Annotated in this window: 17 protein-coding genes and 1 pseudogene; 5 read left to right on the forward strand and 13 right to left on the reverse strand. The window is 64.7% G+C overall.

The window, feature by feature from the left end; genetic code table 11:
- Positions 1 to 18 precede the first annotated feature (18 nt).
- The 3 genes from A9974_RS02060 to hisN form a co-directional block, all read right to left on the reverse strand.
- On the reverse strand, positions 19 to 1,410 hold the full coding sequence (locus tag A9974_RS02060) for an aldehyde dehydrogenase family protein (protein ID WP_183002490.1): 1,392 nt from the start codon (positions 1,408 to 1,410) through the stop codon (positions 19 to 21).
- Positions 1,411 to 1,455: 45 nt separating this feature from the next.
- Entirely contained in the window at positions 1,456 to 2,841 is a 1,386-nt protein-coding gene (locus A9974_RS02065; RefSeq protein WP_183002491.1) for a glutamine synthetase family protein, read from the reverse strand.
- Between the two features lie 64 nt (positions 2,842 to 2,905).
- A complete protein-coding gene (hisN, locus tag A9974_RS02070; protein ID WP_183002492.1) occupies positions 2,906 to 3,712 on the reverse strand; it encodes a histidinol-phosphatase in 807 nt (268 codons plus the stop codon).
- A gap of 329 nt (positions 3,713 to 4,041) precedes the next feature.
- On the opposite strand from hisN, the pseudogene A9974_RS02075 reads away from it, so the two are divergent.
- The 4 genes and pseudogenes from A9974_RS02075 (at position 4,042) to A9974_RS02090 (ending at position 8,445) form a co-directional block, all read left to right on the forward strand.
- A pseudogene (locus A9974_RS02075) lies at positions 4,042 to 4,891 on the forward strand (ABC transporter substrate-binding protein).
- Between the two features lie 47 nt (positions 4,892 to 4,938).
- On the forward strand, positions 4,939 to 5,946 hold the full coding sequence (locus A9974_RS02080; protein ID WP_183002493.1) for an ABC transporter ATP-binding protein: 1,008 nt from the start codon (positions 4,939 to 4,941) through the stop codon (positions 5,944 to 5,946).
- Between the two features lie 52 nt (positions 5,947 to 5,998).
- Positions 5,999 to 7,666 carry an ABC transporter permease subunit gene (locus tag A9974_RS02085; protein ID WP_183002494.1) on the forward strand — a complete coding sequence of 556 codons (1,668 nt, stop codon included), beginning with the start codon at positions 5,999 to 6,001 and terminating at the stop codon, positions 7,664 to 7,666.
- A 17-nt stretch (positions 7,667 to 7,683) separates the two neighbouring features.
- On the forward strand, positions 7,684 to 8,445 hold the full coding sequence (locus tag A9974_RS02090) for a DeoR/GlpR family DNA-binding transcription regulator (RefSeq protein ID WP_183002495.1): 762 nt from the start codon (positions 7,684 to 7,686) through the stop codon (positions 8,443 to 8,445).
- Between the two features lie 7 nt (positions 8,446 to 8,452).
- Here A9974_RS02090 and A9974_RS02095 read toward each other — a convergent pair whose 3' ends face one another.
- From A9974_RS02095 to A9974_RS02110, 4 genes are all read right to left on the reverse strand, one after another.
- Entirely contained in the window at positions 8,453 to 9,454 is a 1,002-nt protein-coding gene (locus A9974_RS02095; protein ID WP_183002496.1) for a tripartite tricarboxylate transporter substrate binding protein, read from the reverse strand.
- Between the two features lie 150 nt (positions 9,455 to 9,604).
- Entirely contained in the window at positions 9,605 to 11,197 is a 1,593-nt protein-coding gene (locus A9974_RS02100; RefSeq protein WP_183002497.1) for a rhodanese-like domain-containing protein, read from the reverse strand.
- 40 nt (positions 11,198 to 11,237) lie between these two features.
- Entirely contained in the window at positions 11,238 to 12,413 is a 1,176-nt protein-coding gene (gene metC / locus A9974_RS02105) for a cystathionine beta-lyase (RefSeq protein WP_183002498.1), read from the reverse strand.
- A 2-nt stretch (positions 12,414 to 12,415) separates the two neighbouring features.
- Positions 12,416 to 13,003, reverse strand: a complete 588-nt coding sequence (locus tag A9974_RS02110) for a hypothetical protein (RefSeq protein ID WP_183002499.1) — start codon at positions 13,001 to 13,003, stop codon at positions 12,416 to 12,418.
- Positions 13,004 to 13,125: 122 nt separating this feature from the next.
- Between A9974_RS02110 and A9974_RS02115 the strand changes: the two genes are divergently transcribed.
- Positions 13,126 to 14,019: a LysR substrate-binding domain-containing protein gene (locus A9974_RS02115; protein WP_183002500.1), complete on the forward strand. Its 894-nt coding sequence runs from the start codon at positions 13,126 to 13,128 to the stop codon at positions 14,017 to 14,019.
- On the opposite strand, the gene A9974_RS02120 is transcribed toward A9974_RS02115, so the two are convergent.
- From A9974_RS02120 to mnmG, 6 genes are read right to left on the reverse strand one after another with little or no spacing between them, the layout of a single operon-like run.
- Positions 14,013 to 15,017 carry an asparaginase gene (locus A9974_RS02120; RefSeq protein ID WP_183002501.1) on the reverse strand — a complete coding sequence of 335 codons (1,005 nt, stop codon included), beginning with the start codon at positions 15,015 to 15,017 and terminating at the stop codon, positions 14,013 to 14,015. The two genes, A9974_RS02115 and A9974_RS02120, sit on opposite strands and share 7 nt — an antisense overlap.
- The gene (locus A9974_RS02125) at positions 15,010 to 15,927 is read right to left on the reverse strand and encodes a ParB/RepB/Spo0J family partition protein (protein ID WP_183002502.1); all 918 of its coding nucleotides are present in this window, start codon (positions 15,925 to 15,927) and stop codon (positions 15,010 to 15,012) included. Before A9974_RS02125 ends, A9974_RS02120 begins: the two co-directional genes overlap by 8 nt.
- Positions 15,928 to 15,970: 43 nt before the next feature.
- Entirely contained in the window at positions 15,971 to 16,795 is an 825-nt protein-coding gene (locus A9974_RS02130) for a GNAT family N-acetyltransferase (protein WP_183002503.1), read from the reverse strand.
- A 9-nt stretch (positions 16,796 to 16,804) separates the two neighbouring features.
- On the reverse strand, positions 16,805 to 17,605 hold the full coding sequence (locus A9974_RS02135; RefSeq protein WP_183002504.1) for a ParA family protein: 801 nt from the start codon (positions 17,603 to 17,605) through the stop codon (positions 16,805 to 16,807).
- Positions 17,602 to 18,291 carry a 16S rRNA (guanine(527)-N(7))-methyltransferase RsmG gene (gene rsmG, locus A9974_RS02140; RefSeq protein WP_183002505.1) on the reverse strand — a complete coding sequence of 230 codons (690 nt, stop codon included), beginning with the start codon at positions 18,289 to 18,291 and terminating at the stop codon, positions 17,602 to 17,604. The genes A9974_RS02135 and rsmG overlap by 4 nt, the downstream gene beginning before the upstream one ends.
- Entirely contained in the window at positions 18,288 to 20,207 is a 1,920-nt protein-coding gene (gene mnmG / locus A9974_RS02145) for a tRNA uridine-5-carboxymethylaminomethyl(34) synthesis enzyme MnmG (RefSeq protein ID WP_183002506.1), read from the reverse strand. The genes rsmG and mnmG overlap by 4 nt, the downstream gene beginning before the upstream one ends.
- Between the last annotated feature and the right edge of the window lie 895 nt (positions 20,208 to 21,102).

Here is a 21,102-nt window from a genome sequence, read left to right on the forward strand (position 1 = left end):
GCTCCTGGTCGCGCGGCTTCAGGCCACGCTGCGCAGATGAAAGGATTTGGCTTGCGTGAGTTGTTCGTAGCCGACCTGCGACAAGGAAACGCCGCGGCCGGTGTGCTTGACACCGGTCCAGGCCAGCGCGGGATCGAGGTAGTCGCAGCGGTTCATGAAAAAGGTGCCGGTGCGCACCTGGCGGCCCAGATGCAGCGCGGCGTCTTCGTCCTGCGTGAACACCGCGGCGGTCAGGCCATAGGGGCTGTCGTTCATCAACGCGACGGCCTCTTCATCGCTGTCCACTGGCATGACGCCAACCACCGGTCCGAAGCATTCGTCGCTCATGACGCGCATGTGATGGTCGACCTGCGTGAGCAAAGCCGGCGCCACGTAGGGCGTGCCGGCGCGCGCCGCTTCGAAGCGCGCGGGGTCGACCAGATTGCGGGCGCCGCGCGACACGGCCTCGGCGATCACTTCGCGCACCTCGTCGGCCGCGCGCGTGCGCACCACCGGCCCCAATGTGGTTTCCGCGCGCAGCGGGTCGCCCAGCACGTATTCGTTGGTCAGGGCGACGGCTCGGTCGATGAACTCCTGGTAGCGCGGCCGCGCCACGTAGATGCGCTGGATGCCGCAGCAAGACTGGCCCGAATTGAAGAAGGCGCCGTCCACCAGGGTTTCGACCGCATGGTCCAGCTTGGCGTCCGCGCGCACATATGCCGGGTCGTTGCCGCCCAGCTCCAGGCCCACGCCGATGAAGCGTCCTGCCGCGGCTTCTTCCACGCTGCGCCCGCCACGCACCGATCCTGTGAACGACACGTAGCCGATCTCGGGCGCTCGGATCAGCCGCTGCGCGATATCGTGGCTGGCGTGCAGATACTGGAACACGCCTGGCGGCACGCCCGCTTCGCTGAACGCGCGTCCGATCAGTTCGGCGCACAACGGCGTCTGATCGGAGTGCTTGAGGATGACGGTGTTGCCCGCCATCAAGGCCGGCACGATGCTGTTGACGGCGGTAAGCAGCGGGTAGTTCCATGGCGCGATGGTCAGCGCCACGCCGATCGGTTCGCGGCTGATGAAGCGCGTGAAGCCGGCCAGTTCGGGCACGCGTATCGGCGCCAGCGCGGCGGCCGCAATGCTGATCATGTGGCGCGCCCGCGCTTGGAAGCCATCCACCTCGCCCGGCGTGTAGCGCAGCGGCCGCCCCATCTGGATGGTGATCGCACGCGCCGCCTCGGCCTTCGCGGCGACAAAGCGCGAGACGGCGTCCGACAGGATGCGCCCCCGCTCCTGGACACCCAGCGCGTGCCAGGCCCCTAGCGCGGCCTGGGCATCGGCCAGCGCCTGCGCGATCTGCGCTTCGCTGGCGTACGGACGGCGCACGACTTCGCGGCCGTCGATGGGACTGATGGTGATGAGTTCCTGCGTCATGGCGGCCCTATGCGTGCATGGTGGATAGGCGGAAGTAAACGGCGGTCAGATGATCTCGAAATAGCGTGCCAATTCCCAATCGGTGACGTGGCGCCTGAACTGGCGCTCTTCCCATTCGCGCGTGGCGGCGTAATGTTCGACAAAGGCATCGCCGAACAAGTGCCGCGCCGCTTCGGATTCGCGCAGCCGCTGAGCCGCTTCCCACAAAGTGGTGGGCAGGCGCAGCTGCGGGGGGAACTGCTGCGTATAGGCGTTGCCTTGCACCATGGGCTCGGGCTTCAGGCCTTGCTCGATGCCGTACAAGCCCGAGGCCAGGGCCGCGGACAGGGCCAGGTAGGGATTGGCATCGGCCGAACCAATGCGCACTTCCACCCGCTGCGACTTGTCGCTGCCGGGAATGAGCCGCAACGCGGTGGTGCGGTTCTCCATGCCCCAGGTGGCATCCAGCGGTGCCCAGTACCCCGGCACCAGCCGCGAATAGCTGTTGATGGTCTGCGCGTACAGCGCCATGAATTCGGGCAGGTAGCGCTGCACGCCGGCCATGAACGCGGACTGCGTTGCGCTCATGCCATGCGGCTGCGATTCGTCGTAGAAGGCCGAGCGTCCGCTCTTGCGATCACGCAGCGATAGATGGATGTGGCCGCTCTGCCCGGGATGATCGTGCGACCACTTGGCCATGAAGGTGGCCATCAATCCGTTCTGCTGTGCCAGCGCCTTCGTGAAAGTCTTGAAGAGAAAGGCCTTGTCGCCCGCGGCCGCGGCCTGGTCCACCGCGATGGCCGCTTCCAGCACGCCTGGCCCGGTTTCGGTATGCAGACCTTCGATCGGCATGTCCATGCGCTCGCACATGTCGAGCAGCTTGCGATAGAAGTCGCCCTGCACCGTGCTGCGCAACATGGAATAACCGAAGTTGCCGGGGGTCCAGTTTTCCATGTCGCGGTAATGCTTGGCGCGCACGGAGTGCGGCGTCTCGCGGAACATGAAGAACTCGTATTCCAGCGCAGCGTAGACCTCGAAGCCCATGCCCGCGGCCCGGTCCAGCGTGCGATGCAACAGGCGGCGCGGGCAGATCTCGGCCGCGGGGCCTTCGAACTCGGCCAGGAATAGCAGCATGTCTTCGCCGCCGGGCCCTTGTTCCAGCGGCAGCCGCCGTCCCGTGGACGGCACGATGCGCAGCTTGGCGTCAGGATAGGCCGTGTGCCAGCCCGTGTACTTGGTGTTGTCGTAAAGCTGATCGTCCAGATCCCAGCCGAACACCACATCGCAAAAGGCCAGGCCGCCGCGCAGCGCGGACAGGAATTTGTCGCGCCGGATGTACTTGCCCAGCATGACGCCGTCAACGTCGGACAAGCCGACCTTGATATGCGAGAGCGGACTGGCTTGCACCAGCCGCTCTGCGTCCTCCACCGTTGCTACCCCTAGTGCATGCATGCTTGTTCACCTTGTCCGTGGCTGAAGCGTTGCGTTGACTTGCGGGGTCGCGGGGCGTGGCGTTTCAGGTCGTGGCCGCCCCCAGCACCCGCATCGCCTCGCGATGCAGCTGCGGTGTGGCGGCCGCGATCACGCGGCCCTGCGACTCGAGGCCTAACGGCTGCCCCGACCAATCGGTAATGACGCCGCCCGCGCCTTCAATCACGGGCATCAGCGCCAGATAGTCATAAGGCTGCAGGCCGGCCTCGACCACCAGGTCGACATGGCCGCTGGCCAGCAGGCCGTAGCTGTAGCAATCGCCGCCATAGCGGCGCATGCGCACCGAGCGCGTCAGCGACTCGAACGCGGCCAGGTCGGCGCCTTCGAAGATGTCGGGCGAGGTGGCGTAGAGCGTCGCGTGCTGCAAGTCGGTGCAGGCGCTGACGCGGCAGGGCTCGCCGTTCAGACGAGCGGGCGAACCGGCCACGCCCAGCCAGCGTTCGGCCAGCATCGGGATGTCGATCAGGCCCAGCACCGGACGGCCGCGGTGCAGCAACGCCAACAGGGTGCCCCATAGCGGATTGCCTGAAATGAACGCGCGGGTGCCGTCGATGGGATCGAGCGACCACACCCATTCGGCCTCGGCATGGCTGGCGCCGAATTCCTCGCCGAAGATGCCGTGATCGGGATACTGGCTGGCGATCGCTTCCCGCAACGCGGCTTCGACCTCGCGGTCGGCTTGCGTGACGGGACTTTCATCCGCTTTGGTATCCACCGACAGCGGGTGGCGGAACCACTGGCGCGACAACGGCCGGACTCGGTCCGCCAACGTTTGGGCGAACGAGGAAAAGGCGGCCAATTGCTGCGCGGTAGGCGGCGGCGATGTTTGCATTGACGAGCTCCCAGGCGTGGCGCGGCGCCAAAAAAACCCATGCGATTAAGGTTTTTCCAGTCTAGACACGTTGCCACAAATTTGCAAATATACCTAAAAACGCAACCTCACCGTCTTCCAGCAGGTCGTCGTCCGCAAACCGCAGCTCACCGCCGTTGCCGTGTATTCCTTTCCGGAGTTCCATCATGCAATGTAAGAAGAAGCTTAGCCTTGTGGTTGCAGTAATTTCCCTAGGTTGTGCACAGGCCGCCCACGCGGGCGCCATCACCGTCTATTCCGCCCTGGAAGAAGACGAGATCGCTGCCTACCTGAAGGCCGCCAACGCCGCCATGCCGGATGTGAAGGTGAACGTGTTGCGGCTGTCCACCGGCGACCTGGGCGCGCGCCTGATCGCCGAGGCGGCCAATCCACAGCAGGACGTGATCTGGGGCTTCGCCGTCAGCAACATGCTGGACCCGCGGCTGCAGAAGCTGCTGGAACCCTATGCCGCGAAAGGCATCGACGCCCTGCCCGCCCAATACAAGGGGGCCGACAACAAGTGGTTCGCGGCCACCGGCTATGTCGCCGCGTTCTGTGTGAACACCGACCGGCTCAAGTCCAAGAACCTGCCCATGCCCACCTCGTGGGAAGACCTGACCAAGCCGGTCTACAAGGGCGAAATCGTGATTCCCAGTCCGGCGGCATCCGGCACCGGCTACCTGCAGATCGTGGCGCTGCTGCAAGGGCTGGGCGCTGCTCAAGGACCTGGACAAGAACGTGGCCCAGTACACGCCGTCCGGTTCGCGCCCTTGCAAGATGGCCCGCGCTGGCGAATACGCGATCGGCGTGTCGTTCGCGTTTCCTGCCATGCAATCGATCGAAGAGGGCTTTCCCGTCAAGATGGTGATCCCGTCCAAGTGGGTGGGTTACGAGCTGGAGGCGTCCGGCCTGATGAAGACGGCGAAGAATCCGACCGACGCCAAGCGCTTCCTGGACTGGACGCTATCGCCCGAAGCTGGCGGCCTGTACAGCAAGTACAAGGAGCTGGTCACGATTCCCGGATCCGCCCCCAATAAGGCGGCCGAGGCAGCCGGTCTGCCCAAGGATCTGACGGCCGTGCTGTACCCGGTGGACTTCCAGAAATCGGCGGCCGAACGCGACGCCACCATCAAGACCTGGCAGGACACCATCAAACGCTGAAGGCCCGCGGCCGGCGCCGCCGGCCGCCGCGCCCTGCTGGAGCAGCCATGTACCTGGAATTGCGCGGGATACGCAAGACCTTCGACGGCGCGGTCGCGCTGGAAGGCATCGACCTGTCCGTGGGCGAACATGAGTTTGTCTGCCTGCTGGGCCCCAGCGGCTGCGGCAAGACCACGCTGCTGCGCATCGTCGCGGGGCTGCTGCCATTCGACGGCGGCAGCATCACGCTCGGCGGCCGCGACTTGTCCGCGCTGCCGGCCCGCAAGCGGGGTTTCGGCATCGTGTTCCAGTCGTATTCGCTCTTTCCCAACATGACCGTGGCCGAAAACGTCGGCTATGGCCTGCGCATACGCGGCGAAAGCCGCGACCGCATCGCCGCGCGGGTCACGGAGTTGCTGGCGCTGATCAAGCTGCCCGACTACGCGCAGCGCTATCCGCACCAACTGTCGGGCGGCCAGCAACAACGCGTGGCGTTAGCACGGGCGCTAGCGGTGGACCCCGCGCTGATCCTGCTGGACGAGCCCCTGTCCGCGTTGGATGCGCGGGTACGCACGGACATGCGCGCCGAGATCCACGAGGTGCAGCGCCGGCTGCGGATTCCCACGATCATGGTGACCCACGATCAGGAAGAAGCGCTGACACTGGCGGACAAGATCGTCTGCATGAACGACGGCCGCGTCGAACAGGTGGGCTCGCCGTCCGACCTGTACCTGCGTCCGCAGACGCGCTTTGTCGCCAACTTCGTGGGCCTGAGCAATCTGCTGCCGACCGATTGGGTGCGCCAGGCCATGCCGGCGCTGCTGGCCACGCGGCCGGATGGCGCCAGCGACCGGTTCGAAGCCTGCTTGCGGCCCGAGAGCCTGCGCATCGCCGCCGACGCGCAGGGCCCGGGACGCGTGCGCGAAATGACCTTCATGGGCAATCTGACGCGCCTGCGGATCGACTGGCAAGGCCGCGAACTGCTGGTGGAGCAGCACGGCGCAGCCGGGCTGTCGCAAGGCGCGCCGGTGCGCCTGGACATGGAACCGGGGCAATGCGCCTGGGTTCGCGTATGACATCGACCGCGCTGAAACACCCGCCGGGAGCCACGGCGTGAATACGGCCCGCATGAACGCCACCGCATCCGCCACCGCCACTCGCGCACCCTGGTCGCTGGACCGGGTGCTGCTGTGGACCTGCGTCGGCATCCCGATGATCGGGCTGGCGCTGTTCTTCCTGTATCCGCTGGCGACGGTTGCCTGGCGCAGCCTGGTGGAAAAAGACGGCGGGATCGGCCTGGGCAACTACGCCGAGGTCTTCGCCACGCGCGGCATCCTGACCGCCACCGCCAACAGCCTGACCATGAGCGCGGCCACCACCGCGATCAGCCTGCTGCTCGGCTTTGCTATCGCCTACGGGCTGGACCGCAGCCGCATGCGCGGCAAGGCCTTCGTCAAACTGGCGCTGGTGCTGCCGCTGCTCGCCCCGTCATTGGTGCAAGGACTGGGGCTGATATTCATCCTGGGACGCAACGGCCTGGTGCACCGCTGGACAGGCTGGGAGTTCGACATCTATGGCTTCTGGGGCCTGCTGATCTCGAACGTTTTCTACGCCCTGCCCCAGGCCGTGCTGATCCTGCAGGCCGCGCTGCGCAATACCGACGCCCGCTACTACGACGCCGCCGAAGTCATGGGCGCGTCCAGCGCGCGGCAGTTCTTCGACATCACGTTGCCCAATTGCAAGTTCGGCCTGCTGAGCGCGGCGTTCGTGGTCTTCGTGATCACGATCACCGATTTCGGCAACGCCGCCGTCATCGGCGGCAACTACAAGGTGCTGGCCACGGAAATCTACAGCCAGGTGTCCGGCCAGATGAATTTCGGCATGGGCTCGGTGGTGGGCATCCTGCTGCTGCTGCCGTCGCTGATCTCGGTGCAGATCGAACGGGTGGCTTCGCAACGCCAGTTCGGCGCCGCGTCGCCCAGCGGCCTGCGGGTGACGCCCCAGCCAGCCCGCGGCCGCGACCGCGCCTTCACGGTGGGCGTGTTGCTGTGTACCAGCACCATCGTGGCCACGGTCGCCACCGTCGTGTTCGCCAGCTTCATGCGGCTGTGGCCGTACCGCATGGAATGGACGCTCAAGCACTACGACATCACGGTCAGCGGCGGCTACGCGCCGTTGTGGACGTCGCTGTACCTGTCACTGGCGGCGGCATCCGGCGGCGTGCTGCTGCTTTTCTTCCTGACGTTCGGCGTCTGCCGCATCCCCCGGGCCTGGGCCAAGCTGGTCTACCTGGTATCCGTACTACCGGTGGGCGTGCCGGGGCTGGTGCTGGGCCTGTCGTACATCTTCGCGTTCAATTCGCCTTCGACGCCACTGTATGCGCTGTACGGCAGCGCCGCGCTGATCGCGCTGTGCAATTTCTACCACTATCACACGCAGGGTTTCCTGACGATGATGACCGGCATGCGCGCCGTGCCGCAAGCGCTCGAAGAAGCGGTGAGCTGCCTGGGCGGGGGCACCTGGCAAGTGCTGCGCGATGCGGTGTTGCCGCAGATCGCCCCCACGGTGCTGGGCGTGTTCTTTTTCCTGTTCATGCGGTCCATGGTCACGTTGTCCGCCGTGATTTTCCTGGTGACGCCGTCGGTCAGCGTGGCGCCGGTATCTGTCTTGCGGCTGGACGAGGCAGGTTTCGTCTCGCAGGCGGCAGCCTATTCGACGCTTATCATGCTGGTCGTGGGAGGCTCCCTGCTGGCGATGCGCGCATTGATCGCGCTGGCCGCGCGGCGCCGCAAATAGATTAGGAAGCATCCAATATGTGGCAAGAAGAGCGGTATCAAAGAATCCGCGCCCTGCTGTCTTCACTGCAGCAGGTATCGACCGACCGTATCGTCGGCGAGCTGGGGGTATCGCGGGAGACAGTCAGGCGCGACCTGCTGGAACTGGAATCCATGGGCGAACTGCGCCGCGTGCACGGCGGCGCCGTGCCGGTGCACAGCGAACCGCCCATCACCGAGCGCGTGCATACGCGCGTCAAGTACAAGCGCGCCATCGCACGCGCCGCCGCCGGCCTGGTGAGCAGCGGCCAGACGCTATTCCTGGATGCGGGCAGCACCACCAGCGTATTGGCCGATGAACTGGCCAAGCTCAGCGGACTGACCATCATCACCAATTCATTCGACGTGGCGCTCAAGGTCGGCGCCGCCGGCAACGGCGCCAACGAACTGATCATGCTGGGCGGATCGGTGGGCGGCCCGGTCTGCGCCACCGCGGGCGACATCACCATCGCCGAGATTCATCGTTACCGCGCCGACCTGGCGCTGCTATCGCCGGTGGGCGTGGATGCCGAATGCGGCGCCACCAGCTACGACTTGCGCGAAGCCGAAGTGGCGCGCGCCATGGCCGCCAACGCCAAGCAACGCGTGCTGCTGGCCGACTTCAGCAAGATCGGCCTGTGCAGCCGCGTGTCGTACTGCGAGGTCGGCCGCATCGATCACCTGGTCACCAACGCCAATGCCGAAAAGATGCCGGCCTTCGCACCGCTGAAGGCCGCCGTGGGCAAGACGTTGACGGTGTAGCCGCGCGTCAGTCCACCGACACGCCCGCCACCTTCACCATATCTGCCCAATAGATGGTGTCTTGCTGCAGCCGCTTCTCGAAAGCAGCGGGCGCGCTACCGACCGGTTGGCTGCCGCCGGCCTGGATCTTGGCGATCACGTTGGGCGATTTCATCGCCTGGGCCACGGCCTGGGCCAGATAGGCGATGCGGTCGGGCGGCGTGCCGGCTGGCGCGAACAGGCCGTACCAATCGTCGGCGGTGATACCGTCCATGCCGGATTGCTGGAGCGTGGGCGCGGCCTTGAAGATGCCGATGCCGTTGTCGTGGCTGAGCGCCAGGATGCGCAGCTTGCCGGCGGCGACCATCGGTTCGGCCGATGCGGGCGAGGTGATCAACATGTCCACCGTGCCGCCCATCAGGTCAGTGATCGCAGGCGCGGCGCCGCGGTAGGGGACGTGAACAAGTTTCACGCCGGCCTTTTGCGACAGCAGTGCGCCCATCAGGTGGCTCATGGTGCCATTGCCCGGCGTGGCATAGGTGATGACGCCGGGCTGCTTGCGAGCGGCGTCGAGATAGTCGCCCAGCGATCGGTAGGCGCTTTCGCTGCGCGACACGAGCACCAGGGGCGCGGACGTGATCTGCGAGATGGGGACGAAGTCCTTGAGCGGGTCGAAGCCCACGTTCTTGTACAGGCGTGGATTGACGGCCATCACGCTGGTCTGCGACATCACCAGCGTATAGCCATCAGGTTTGGCGCGCGAGACCTGCGAGGTACCCACATTGCCGCCAGCGCCGGAGCGGTTTTCCACCACCACGCTTTGGCCCGTGATCGCGCCGAGCTCCTGCGCGATCAGACGAGCCACGCCGTCGTTGCCACCCCCGGGCGGGAACGGCGACACGACCGTGATGGCCTGTTTGGGATAGTCGGCCAGCGGCGCGAGCGCCTGGGCGTGCGCGTTGGCTCCCCATGCCAGGCAGGCCAGGGCCGCCGCGGTTCTGCAGGCTTGCAGCACGTGTTGCTTTGTCATCGGTATTTCCCCTTGTTGTCGGCAGCCGGATACTCGGCCGTCCGTTGCATTTCGGTTCGCCAGGAACCGTCCCCGCCCCGGCGGCGGATCGCCGGGGCGTGCTGATCGGATAAAACAGGTCGTGCGGCCGCTCACGCGGCCCATGGGCGACTAAGCCGGAAAGCGATACGCGGCGCGTTCGCGCTCGTCGATCTGCTTGACCAGATTGGTTTCCCAGGCCAGGTACTGACGCGCCGCGGCCTTGTTACCGTCGTGGCGGTCGTGCACAAAAAACAGGTAGTCGATGCAGTCGCGGTCAGCGGGCTCGTCCGGCGTGGATTGCAGCGCCAGCCCCACTGCCGACCAGCCGGCCGGCGAGCCGAGGTTCACCTTGACGTCGCTGATGCCTCGCGCCCGCAGATCGGCGGCCGCCCAGGCGGCCACGGCCAGTTCGTCGGCCAGCAACACCACCGGTTGCGCGGCGTCCAGCGCCAGATCGGCAAAGCGCGGGCGAATCGACCATTGCGCCCCCGCGATATGTGTTGCGCGATAGCGCATGCTGGCGCGGAGGTCGACCAGCTGCGCGCCCCGCGCCGATGCTGCGGCCAGGGCCGCGTCGTCCAAGACCGTCACGGACGGCGCATCGGCCGGCACCACGGTGGCTTTCAGCGCTGCGGCCACGCCTTCTTGCAGCACGCTTGCATCCCACCCCATCTGGCGCAGCCAACTGGCCACGACCGGCGCGCGCACCCCTTCGGCATCGAACACTACGATGCGTGCGCCACGCACGGCCAGGTATTGGTCGGTGGCCTGGATCAGCTGGCCGCCGGGGGTGTGCTGTGCGCCGGGCAAGGACCCTTGCGCAAACTCTTCGGCGCTGCGTACATCGCACAGGAAGGTGCTGCGACCCGCGTCGTCCAGCCAGGCCTGTACCTGGCTTACGTTGACGCGCGGCACGTTGTGGCGCTCGGCCAGATCGGCCGAACGCCGTACCAGCGCCGGCAGGTCTTCAGGCGCCACGGTATCGTCGTAGCGGCGCTGCGCGCCATGGTCCAGTTTGAAGTCTTCCAGGTACCAGCCTTGGGTGCCGTTTTCCAGCGCAAATACCGGGTTGGGCAAGCCCAGGTTGATCAGCGTCTGCGCGCCGATGATGCTGCGCGTGCGTCCTGCACAATTGACCACAATAGTGGTGCTGGGATTGCGAACCAGGGTGTGTGCGCGCAACGCCAGTTCGCCGTTGGGGCAGCAGATGCCGCCCGGAATGCTCATCTTCTGGTATTCGGCGTAGGGCCTGCCGTCCAGCACGATCAGGTCGTCGCCGCGGCGCTGACGCTCGGCCAGTTCGCGCGCGCCGATACGGGGGGTGTGGAAAACTTCTTCGGCGAGTTCACCAAAGGTCTTGCTGGGCACATTGACGCCGGCAAATGCGGCATAACCGTCGCGTCGCCATTGTTCAATGCCACCCGCCAGCCGGTGCACCTGCGTGTAACCCAGTCCACGCAATGCGCTCGCGGCACGGGCCGCCGTCTCGTCCACGCCGCCTTCGTCATAAACCACCACCCGTACGCCACGACGTGGCGCCAACCGCACGATGTCGGCTTCCAGTCGGCTATAGGGAACTGGCGCGGCATAGAACAAGTGAGACTCGCCGTACTGGCCATGCTCGCGCACGTCCAACAGCGCGATCTCGTTGCCGTCGTGCAGCCAGCCCTTGAGCGTGTGGGAATCGACGTCGGCCAGGTTCAGGTCGGAATGGGGATGCATCAGTGAATTCTCTGCAATCAGAAAGGGGGAATGGCGAATATCAGCGCTCGGGTCGCAGCAGCGTGAAGGCTTGGTCGAGATCGGCGATCAGGTCGTCCGGATCTTCCAGCCCGATATGCAGGCGCAACATCGGGCCGTGTGCCTGCGAAGCCGGTAGCGAACGCGCATTGCGCAGCTGCATCGGAATCACCAGGCTTTCAAAACCGCCCCAGGACGCGCCGATGCCGAACAGGCGCAGCGCATCGATGGCGCGTTCCATATCGGCGTCGGTAATAGGCGCCGCGAACGCCAAGGTCAACAAGCCGTTGGTACCCGAGCATTCACGCAGCCAGACGGCGTGGAAAGGATCGTCAGACAGCACCGGGCACAGCACGTGTGCAACCTCCGCCCTGCCCTGCAGCCACTCGGCCACGCGCAGCGCGCTACGGGCATGCTGGGCCATACGCAATGGCAGCGAACGCATGCCGCGCAGCACCAGGAAGGCGTCATCGGCGCCGACGGTCTGGCCGAAGTCGATGCTGGCCCGATCCAGGGGCCGCCAAGCGCGCGGGTTGGTCACGACCGCGCCCATCATCACGTCGGCATGGCCGCCCAGGTACTTGGTGGCCGCGAGGATGGAAATATCGGCGCCCAGCGACAGGGGTTGGCACAGCAATCCGGAAGCCCAGGTGTTATCCACAGCCAACCAGCAATCATGCGCGCGCGCCAACGCCGCCAGGCGACTCAGGTCCGGCATTTCGTAGGTCAGCGAACCCGGTGATTCGGCGTAAATCATGCGGGTATTCGGACGCACCAACCGCTCAACGCCGGAGCCGTCCGGCGAGTAATACGAGCATTCGATCCCCAGACGAGACAGATGCTCGGCGCAGAAGCGACGCACGGGTTCATAAACCGCGTCGGTCACCAGCACATGGTCTCCGGCGCGCAGATAGGCCAGCAGCACGGTAGCAATGGCGGCCTGCCCGGTGGGGAACAGCTTGGCGCGAAAGCCCTGCTCCAGCTCGACCAGCGCGTCTTCCAGCGCATGGGTGCTGTCGGTGCCTCGCGCGCCGTAGGACGGCAGGCGTTCCTGCTCACGGCGGGCCCGCGTATCGCGCCAGGCCGCGACGCTATCGAACACGTAAGTGCTGGCGCGCGTGACCGGCGTATTGACCCAGCCGCTGTGAGGGCGCCCGGCGCGCAACAGGCGCGTCGCGGACCGATAGGGTTTGTCCATGATCAGCGGCGCGTCTGCACGCCAATGGGCATGACTTTGCACGTGCCTGCGGCCAGGTCGAACGCCAGGCGCTCGGTCAGCGTTTCCAGCGCGCGGCCGTACATGTGCAGATGGCGGATGACGCTGTCGCCCTGGATCTCGACCGCATGGATGTCGTCGGGCATCAGCGCGATGCCCGCGCCCGGACCGACCACCACGGTGCCGGTCTTTTCAAGGCGCCCCACGCCGGCTACCGAACCGTCGTCGGTACGGTCGTACACGTAGTTGTATTCCACCCCTTCCACCGCGGCGATACAGGCCCAGGTGGTGTGGTTGTGCGGCACGATCTGCTTACCCGGGCGCATCACGTTCAGGTACAGCGCGTACTGCTTGTCGGCGTCTTCGCTGATCAGGTAGCGCGCTTGGCGCTCGCCTTCTTCCGGCGCCGGATAGCGGTCCTGGGCCCACCAGTCGGTGTGGCCGGCCAGCTGGATCAGCTCGTCCAGCACCACCTTCAGGCTGTCGCGGTTCAGGCCCTTATTTCCTAAAGTATTTTTAATATTTCCAACGGTGCTGTCGATGCCCTGCTGGTGAGGATGCGCGTTGCCCACAGTGACTTTCCCTCTTGTTTCACGAGTTATTTTGGTCACTGTATCGCCACGCACGGGGTGGAACAATTTAAATTGCCTTAAGATTCCATAAGTATTGCTAATACTTTTAGATTTCAAGCGACATGCGTAATCTGGATCTGGACCTGCTGCGTACGCTGACGGCGATCGCGCGCTACGACACGTTCTCCGAGGCGGCCAATCGGCTGCACAAGACACAATCGGCGGTCACGCAGCAAATGCAGCGACTGGAAGCCACTATCGGCCTGCCACTGTTCGAAAAGCAGGGGCGCAACAAGGTCTTGTCCACCCACGGCCGCCGCTTGGTGGAATACGCACGCCACATGCTGGCCATCAACGACGAGGCACTGCGCGCACTGCAGGACGGGCCCCTGGAAGGCGATTTGCGCTTGGGTGCGCCGCTGGACGTTGCCGACACCATCCTGCCCACGCTGCTGACGCACATCGCGCGTTCGGCGCCCCGCGTGAAACTCGAGATCCGCGCCGACCGCAGCCCATTCCTGATGGACGCCTTACGCGCCGGCGAACTGGACCTGACGATCTCCACCCGCTTCGACCACGATTTCGAAGGCGTGGCCTTGCGCACCTCGCCCACCGTCTGGCTGGCATCGGCCGACTATGTGCACGACATGAATGCACCCGTGCCGCTGGTGCTGGCCGACGAACCCAGCATCTTTCGCCGCCTGGCGCTGACCGCGTTGGAACAGGCACAGGTGCGGTGGCATACCAATTACGTGGCGCCGAACCTGGTGGGCATCAAGGCCGCGCTGCGGGCAGGCCTGGGCGTAACCGCGCGCAGCGTCGAGCTGCTGGGGCCGGAAATGCGGGTGCTGGGGGAAAAGGAGGGCCTACCGCCCTTGCCGGACGTCACGTACTTCCTGTGGATAAGGCGTGACCTGATCAATCCGCTGACGCGGCAGGTCTATGACATGCTCAAGGCCAGCCTGGGACTGGCGCGGCATGCGGATGCCGCGCCCAATCCGGCAAGCCTTCAGTAAAGATCGAAGTAGCGTTGCAAGGCGGCCGGCTCGCGTGTCACGCACAGCGCCAGCATCAGCAGGATGCGCGCCTTCTGCGGGTTCAGGTCGCGGGCGGCGGCAAAACCGAGCGCCGCGTCGTTCAGTTCGACATCGCGCGCCACGAAGCCGCTACCCGTGCGGCTCGATCGCACCACGGCAACGCCATCGGCCGCAGCGCGGGCCAAGGCATCAACGGCCAGGTCGGTGGCATTGCCATCGCCCACGCCGGCCAGCACGATGCCATCGGCCTTATCGGCGATGAACGCAATCACGTCGGCCTGTAGATTGGCATGCGCGTAGACGATATCCACGCGCGGCCAACCGGACTTTTCCAATAATGCGAGTGAAAACTCGCTTTGTGCCGTATGCGTGGTGGTATTGCGCGAATAGAAGTATGGCGCGCCACCGTGCATCACCCCGGCGCGCCCGCGATTGGGCGATGCAAAGGCGTTGATGCCCGCGCTGGCGATCTTCTGGATCTCGCGCGCGTAGTGCACGTCTTCGTTCATCACGACCAGCGGACCACGGCCGCGCGCATCAGGATGTCGGGCCAACGCCACGGCGTTGTACAGGTTGGCGGGGCCTTCGGCGCCCAACGCGGTGGCGGGACGCATCGCGCCCACCAGCACCACCGGCTTGTCGTGGCGAATGACCAGGCTGAGGAAATACGCTGTCTCTTCAAGCGTATCCGTGCCATGGGTGATGACGATGCCCGCCACCGAAGCGTCCGCGCATAGCGCGTCCACGCGTTGCGCCAGCGCGCGCCAGACGTCGTGCGTCATGTTCTGGCTGCCCACGTTGGCAACCTGCTCGGCGCGGATGTCCGCCAAACCCGCCAGCTGCGGCACCGCCGCCAGCAAGTCGCCTACCGAGAACGAGCCGGCCTTGTAGCCGGCCGACGTCGCGTCCGCTTGGGCACCGGCAATGGTGCCGCCCGTGGCCAACACCGCGATAACCGGCAGCGCCTGATCAGGCATCGACCACTCCGGACAGGCCTTGGCGCTCGAGCAGCGAATTCAGGTGTTCCCAGCCGTGGAAATCGATGACGATCTGGCCCTTTTCCTTGGCCCCGACTTTGAGCGCCACGCGCGTGCCCAGATGGTCTGACAGCGCCTCTTCCAGACGGGTCAGGTCGCGCGATGCACCATTGGCTTTTTTTCGGGGCGACGCCGATGTCTCGGCTTCCTTCGCGGTCTTGGCCACGAGTTTTTCGGCTTCGCGCACCGACAGGCGGCGCGCAATGATCTGGTTGGCCAGCTGGATCTGCGTGGCGGCATCCACGGCCAGCAACGCACGGGCATGGCCCATGTCGACGTCGCCGGCCAACAGCATGGTCTGCACCGCGGCGGCCAGGTTCAACAGACGCAGCAGGTTGCTGGTGGCCGAGCGCGAGCGGCCGATGGCCTGGGCGGCCTGCTCGTGCGTCAGGCCGAACTCATCCAGCAGGCGGCGCACGCCGTGCGCTTCTTCCAGCGGATTCAGGTCTTCGCGTTGGATGTTTTCGATCAGCGCCATGACAGCCGCGTTTTCATCGGCGACTTCACGCACCAGCACCGGCACTTCTTTCAGCCCGGCGAGCTGCGCCGCGCGGAAACGGCGCTCGCCCGCGATGATCTCGTAGTGGCCGGGCGCATCGCCCAGCGCGCGCACAAGAATGGGTTGCATGATGCCTTGTGTGCGTATCGATTCGGCCAGCTCGCCCAGCGCGCCCTCGTCCATGCGGGTGCGCGGCTGATACTTGCCGGCTCGCATCTTCGAAACAGGCAAGGTGGACGGCAGACCCTCGGGCTTGGCCGCAGCCTTGCCGATGTTGTCGATGGCGGGCGCATCGGCGCCCAGCAAGGCGTCAAGTCCGCGACCCAAACCCTTGGGTTTCTTGGTGGCCATAGTTAAATCCTCTTTCCTTCTGTTTTTGTATCCCGAGCCAGGCTCAGGCGTCCGCCTGCTCGGCGGGCAGGCGGTACCAATACGCGTAACAGTCTTTGAAACCGTAGCGGCCGTACAAAGCGCGCGCCGCGGTGTTTTCCGGCTCGACTTGCAAATAGGCCGTGGTGGCGCCGCCATCGGCGCCGCAGACCAACAGATGTTCAACCAGTTTGGCTGCGTGGCCTTTGCGCCGCTGCCCGGGGTCTGTCACCACATCGAATATCCCAACGACGTCGCCATCGCGCACGGCCATGCCGGCGGCCACGCAATGTCCGTCGCCGTCCGTGGCGAGCACCGGCAAGATATCCACAGCCAGACCTTCCAGGCGCGCTTGATGCTCGGCGACATGCTCTGCCCGCGAATCACGCATGCGCCCGACCGCCGCCGCGAATCGGGCAGCGTCCACTGTCTTGAAAAGCAGATCGCCCCGGGCGCCAGGCCTGGGGGCGAGCGGCATGCTCATGACTCGGGTCTCGCCGGTGAGGATGTAACCACGGGACTCCAGATCGGCATCCAGGGCGAAATCGGGACCGATGGAGGTGATGCGCAGCACCATGGGCAAACCATGGCGCGCATACAACGTTGAACAATACGCCAGCCGCTCGTCCAAGGGACGTGTGGATAACCCCAGCACATTGATGCTGCGTACCCGTTTGGCGGACGACTGCGCAAAACGCACCAGCCAACCGTCGTAAAGCACCTGCGCACGCACCGCCGTGGCGTTGAGCGCGGCCTCTTCCAACCGCACACGCAGCGCATCGCGCACGTCGGCGGGCGGCGTGCGGGGCAAAGCGTCGTGGGTCGAAGAAAGATGCATTACGGCGGACATGCCCGGGCTTTACTTGTCGAGCTCGCGAACGCGCTCGATCATTTCGGCGCCGAAGGCGATATAGGCCTGCGCGCCGCGCGACGCGCGGTCGTAGACCACGCCAGGCATGCCATAGCTGGGCGCCTCGGCCAGGCGCACATTGCGCGGCACGACGGTCTTGAAAACCTTGTCGCCGAAGTGCGCCTCGAGCTGCGCGGACACCTGCTGCTGCAGGGTCATGCGCGGATCGAACATGACGCGCAGCAGACCGATGACGCGCAGGTCGTCATTGATATTGCGATGGACGCGCTTGATCGTGTTGACCAGGTCCGACAACCCTTCCAGCGCGAAGTATTCACACTGCATCGGGATGATGACACCGTGCGCCGCGGCCAGGCCGTTCAGCGTCAGCAGCGACAAGGTCGGCGGGCAGTCGATCAGGACGAAGTCGTATTGGGTCGCGACGGTGTCAATGGCGACCTTGAGCTGACGCTCGCGCTCGTCCATCTGCACCAGGTCGATCTCGGCGCCGGACAGCTCGCGGTTGGCGGGCAGCACATCGTAGCCGCCCGATTCCGAACGCACGCGCGCCTGCTCGATCGTGGACTCGCCAATCAGCACCTGGTACAGGTTCGACTCGAGCGAGTTCTTATCGATGCCACTGCCCATCGTAGCGTTGCCTTGAGGGTCAAGGTCCACCAGCAGCACGCGTTGCTTGTGCGTCGCAAGGCCGGCCGCCAGATTGATGGCGGTGGTCGTCTTGCCCACACCGCCTTTCTGGTTGGCGATGCAGAAAACGCGGGCGGACGAGCTGGGGGGTAAGTTCTTCATAGGGTTCCTTGACTGCGGCGCATCCAGATCAGGCAGCGTTCTGCTTGCAGTTCCGGCACCCGGAGCTGCTGAATATGGTCGACTTGCCATTCCCCGCGCGCATGCAACGCTGTGATTTCATCCTCGGGGACCTTGCCCTTCATGGCGACGAGGGTACCATCGTTGCGCACGTGCCTGCCCGCGAGCATCGCAAAATCATCTAAGGATGCGAAGGCGCGCGACGTCACAATATTGCAGTCGGCGGGGTCCAGCGTTTCGATGCGTGCGTGGCGGGCCTGCAGGTTGGGCAAGGCCAGCGCGCCGCTCATCTGCCGCACGAATGCGGTTTTCTTTTCAACGGCGTCGATGCAGGTCACGGACCACTCGGGGCGCATGACCGCCAGGACGACGCCAGGCAGGCCGCCGCCGGATCCGACGTCGTAGACCTTGGCCTGCGCCCCGGGCTGACCCAGCGCGTCGCTGAAAGGGCCCACGGCGGCCAGGCTGTCGAACAGATGCTGCACCAGCATCTGTTGCGGATCGCGGATGGCGGTCAGGTTATAGGTCCGGTTCCAGCGCTGCATCTGCGCCAGGTAATCCAGCAGCTTGGCGGCCGCGTCGGCGTCGGCCTGCAGCCCCAGCTGCTCGAATGCACGGGAGAGACGGCCGGCCATGTCTACGCCGGCCGGGTTGGAATGGGCGCTCATGCGGCTTGCTTGCGCGAGCCGTAATGCAGGCGCTTGAGGTGAATGAGCAGCAGCGAGATCGCCGCCGGCGTCACGCCCGAGATACGGGCGGCCTGGCCAACGGTCTCGGGCCGATGCGTCTTGAGTTTCTGGCGCACTTCAAACGACAGGCTCGTCACGGCGTCGTAATCGACGTCCGCCGGAATCGGCTGCTGTTCATGCGCGATCTGCTTCTGAACTTCGTCCTGCTGGCGAGCGATGTAGCCGGCGTATTTCACCTGGATCTCCACCTGCTCTGCCAGCACCTCGTCCGCCACCACGCCCGGACCCGCCAGCAGCGTGCCGTCGACATTGCGGGCAGCCATCAGGGCTTCATAGGAAACATTCGGACGCTTCAGCAGATCTGCTAGTGAGTACTCACGTTCAATCGACTTGCCCAGCAATGGCTCGGCCACTTCGAGCGGCAGCAACCGCGGATTCACCCACGACGATTTCAGGCGCTCGACTTCCGTGGCGACCGCGTCGCGCTTGCGATTGAATGCATCCCAACGCAGGTCATCGACGATGCCCAGCTGGCGGCCGATTTCGGTCAAGCGCAGATCCGCGTTGTCTTCGCGCAGGCTCAGCCGGTATTCGGCGCGCGAGGTGAACATGCGATAGGGCTCGGTCACGCCGCGCGTTACCAGGTCGTCCACCAACACGCCCAGGTAGGCTTCGTCGCGACGCGGCGTCCACGGCTCACGACCCAGCGATTGCAGCGCGGCGTTCACGCCGGCCAGCAGACCTTGGGCAGCGGCTTCTTCGTAGCCGGTCGTGCCATTGATCTGCCCCGCGAAGAACAAGCCGGAAATGGCCTTGGTCTCAAGCGTGCTCTTCAATCCACGTGGATCGAAGTAGTCGTATTCAATCGCGTAGCCGGGGCGCAGGATGTGCGCGTTTTCCAGGCCGGGCAAGGAATGAATCAGGTCCAGCTGCACGTCGAACGGCAGGCTGGTCGATACGCCGTTGGGATAGACCTCGTGCGTGTCCAGGCCTTCGGGTTCAAGAAAAACCTGGTGCGACGTCTTGTCGGCAAAGCGGTGGATCTTGTCTTCAATGGACGGGCAGTAACGCGGCCCCACCCCTTCGATCACACCGCTATACATCGGCGAGCGGTCCAGCCCGCCGCGGATGATGTCGTGGGTTCGCGCATTGGTGTGCGTGATCCAGCACGGCAACTGCCGCGGGTGCATGGCCACATTGCCCATGTACGAGAAGACCGGGATCGGATCCAGATCACCCGGTTGTTCTTCCAGGATGCTGTAGTTGATGCTGCGGCCGTCAATGCGAGGCGGCGTGCCGGTTTTCAGCCGACCTTGGGGCAGTTGCAGTTCCTTCAGGCGCTGGCCCAGGGAAATCGCCGGAGGATCCCCTGCGCGGCCGCCCGAGTAGTTCTGTAGTCCCACGTGAATCAGGCCGTTGAGGAACGTGCCGGCCGTCAGGACCACGGTCTTGGCACGGAACTTCAACCCGACCTGGGTCACGGCGCCGACCACACGATCACCTTCCACCATCAGATCTTCCACCGCCTGCTGGAACAGCCACAGGTTGGGCTGGTTTTCCAGGCGGCCACGGATGGCCTGGCGGTACAACACCCGGTCTGCCTGGGCGCGAGTCGCGCGCACGGCCGGACCCTTGGAGCCGTTCAAGATGCGGAATTGAATTCCCGCCTCGTCCGTCGCCAAGGCCATGGCGCCGCCCAGGGCGTCCACTTCCTTGACGAGATGGCCCTTGCCGATCCCGCCGATGGAGGGATTGCAAGACATTTGACCTAGGGTTTCGATGTTGTGGGTCAGCAGCAGCGTCTGGGCGCCAGCCCGTGCTGCAGCCAGCGCCGCCTCGGTGCCGGCGTGGCCGCCACCAACGACGATGACATCGAATTCGCGGGGATAATCCATGATGGGGAGGTAAGAGAGCGTTCGGTGCTCATTATAGAGGCAGGGGGGGCATGTTTCACGTGAAACATGGTTCGGTGCAGCAATGACGTTCCGCAAGCTCCAGGTCCGTATGCAAAAGGCAACGGGACGGTGGCCCTACCCCGATGAATATGTCGGCATTTGCCGCTGTCGAGTGGATGTTTCACGTGGAACATGCGCGACCATCCCTTCTTGGCATTTGCATGTTTCACGTGAAACATGCAAACGAACTGTGAGATTGGTGTATCCGAGAGAACGTCCATACCCCTCTCTTATCCCGTTTCTGTCCAATACCGTTCACAGACTACCGGCAGACATAGCCGATCTGTGACGACATCACTTACTGGAGGCTCGGCGGACTCCTCGGCGTGTAGGGGACTGCAATGTTTCACGTGAAACATCGGTCTGGAGACCTGCGGATATGTGAATGTCCACGTGAAACATATGCCTATGCGAATGCTGGCAATAGGCGCCCTGCTTTCGGTACGACACCACCCCTCTGGATTTGTGGCTTGTCTCACGGCATCTGATGTTTCACGTGGAACATCTCTGTGGAGACAGCTATCACGGTCTCAAATACCTCTTCGATCGATGCCGAACTCATGTTTCACGTGGAACATATCGATCGAGCGTACCCCGACATGACAGACCGAACGGCATTCTGATTCCCTACTTGCCTTGATCTAAGCACGACATAGCGGTGCTGCGAGCGGCGGATGGTTCTTCCACAACCAACATAAAAACAACTTTTCAGCACCCTACCCTACCCCTTACCCAAAAAAAACGAAATTTGTTGGTTTCACGTGAAACGTCGGTGCTGCCAATTCGAACCATCTCGTCCAATTCACGAAAAAATCACGATCCTCACGGAAGTTTG

Origin of the sequence: Achromobacter sp. UMC71, from assembly GCF_014170305.1 — a bacterium.
Classification (GTDB): domain Bacteria; phylum Pseudomonadota; class Gammaproteobacteria; order Burkholderiales; family Burkholderiaceae_B; genus Achromobacter.

Coding starts and splice junctions, on each gene's coding strand:
- A9974_RS02125 (WP_183002502.1), bottom strand. CDS start 15,927: ATGGCCACCAAGAAACCCAAGGGTTTGGGTCGCGGACTTGACGCCTTG.
- A9974_RS02060 (WP_183002490.1), bottom strand. CDS start 1,410: ATGACGCAGGAACTCATCACCATCAGTCCCATCGACGGCCGCGAAGTC.
- A9974_RS02100 (WP_183002497.1), bottom strand. CDS start 11,197: ATGCATCCCCATTCCGACCTGAACCTGGCCGACGTCGATTCCCACACG.
- rsmG (WP_183002505.1), bottom strand. CDS start 18,291: ATGAGCGCCCATTCCAACCCGGCCGGCGTAGACATGGCCGGCCGTCTC.
- A9974_RS02095 (WP_183002496.1), bottom strand. CDS start 9,454: ATGACAAAGCAACACGTGCTGCAAGCCTGCAGAACCGCGGCGGCCCTG.
- mnmG (WP_183002506.1), bottom strand. CDS start 20,207: ATGGATTATCCCCGCGAATTCGATGTCATCGTCGTTGGTGGCGGCCAC.
- A9974_RS02085 (WP_183002494.1), top strand. CDS start 5,999: ATGAACGCCACCGCATCCGCCACCGCCACTCGCGCACCCTGGTCGCTG.
- A9974_RS02135 (WP_183002504.1), bottom strand. CDS start 17,605: ATGAAGAACTTACCCCCCAGCTCGTCCGCCCGCGTTTTCTGCATCGCC.
- A9974_RS02120 (WP_183002501.1), bottom strand. CDS start 15,017: ATGCCTGATCAGGCGCTGCCGGTTATCGCGGTGTTGGCCACGGGCGGC.
- A9974_RS02080 (WP_183002493.1), top strand. CDS start 4,939: ATGTACCTGGAATTGCGCGGGATACGCAAGACCTTCGACGGCGCGGTC.
- A9974_RS02090 (WP_183002495.1), top strand. CDS start 7,684: ATGTGGCAAGAAGAGCGGTATCAAAGAATCCGCGCCCTGCTGTCTTCA.
- A9974_RS02130 (WP_183002503.1), bottom strand. CDS start 16,795: ATGTCCGCCGTAATGCATCTTTCTTCGACCCACGACGCTTTGCCCCGC.
- A9974_RS02065 (WP_183002491.1), bottom strand. CDS start 2,841: ATGCATGCACTAGGGGTAGCAACGGTGGAGGACGCAGAGCGGCTGGTG.
- hisN (WP_183002492.1), bottom strand. CDS start 3,712: ATGCAAACATCGCCGCCGCCTACCGCGCAGCAATTGGCCGCCTTTTCC.
- metC (WP_183002498.1), bottom strand. CDS start 12,413: ATGGACAAACCCTATCGGTCCGCGACGCGCCTGTTGCGCGCCGGGCGC.
- A9974_RS02115 (WP_183002500.1), top strand. CDS start 13,126: ATGCGTAATCTGGATCTGGACCTGCTGCGTACGCTGACGGCGATCGCG.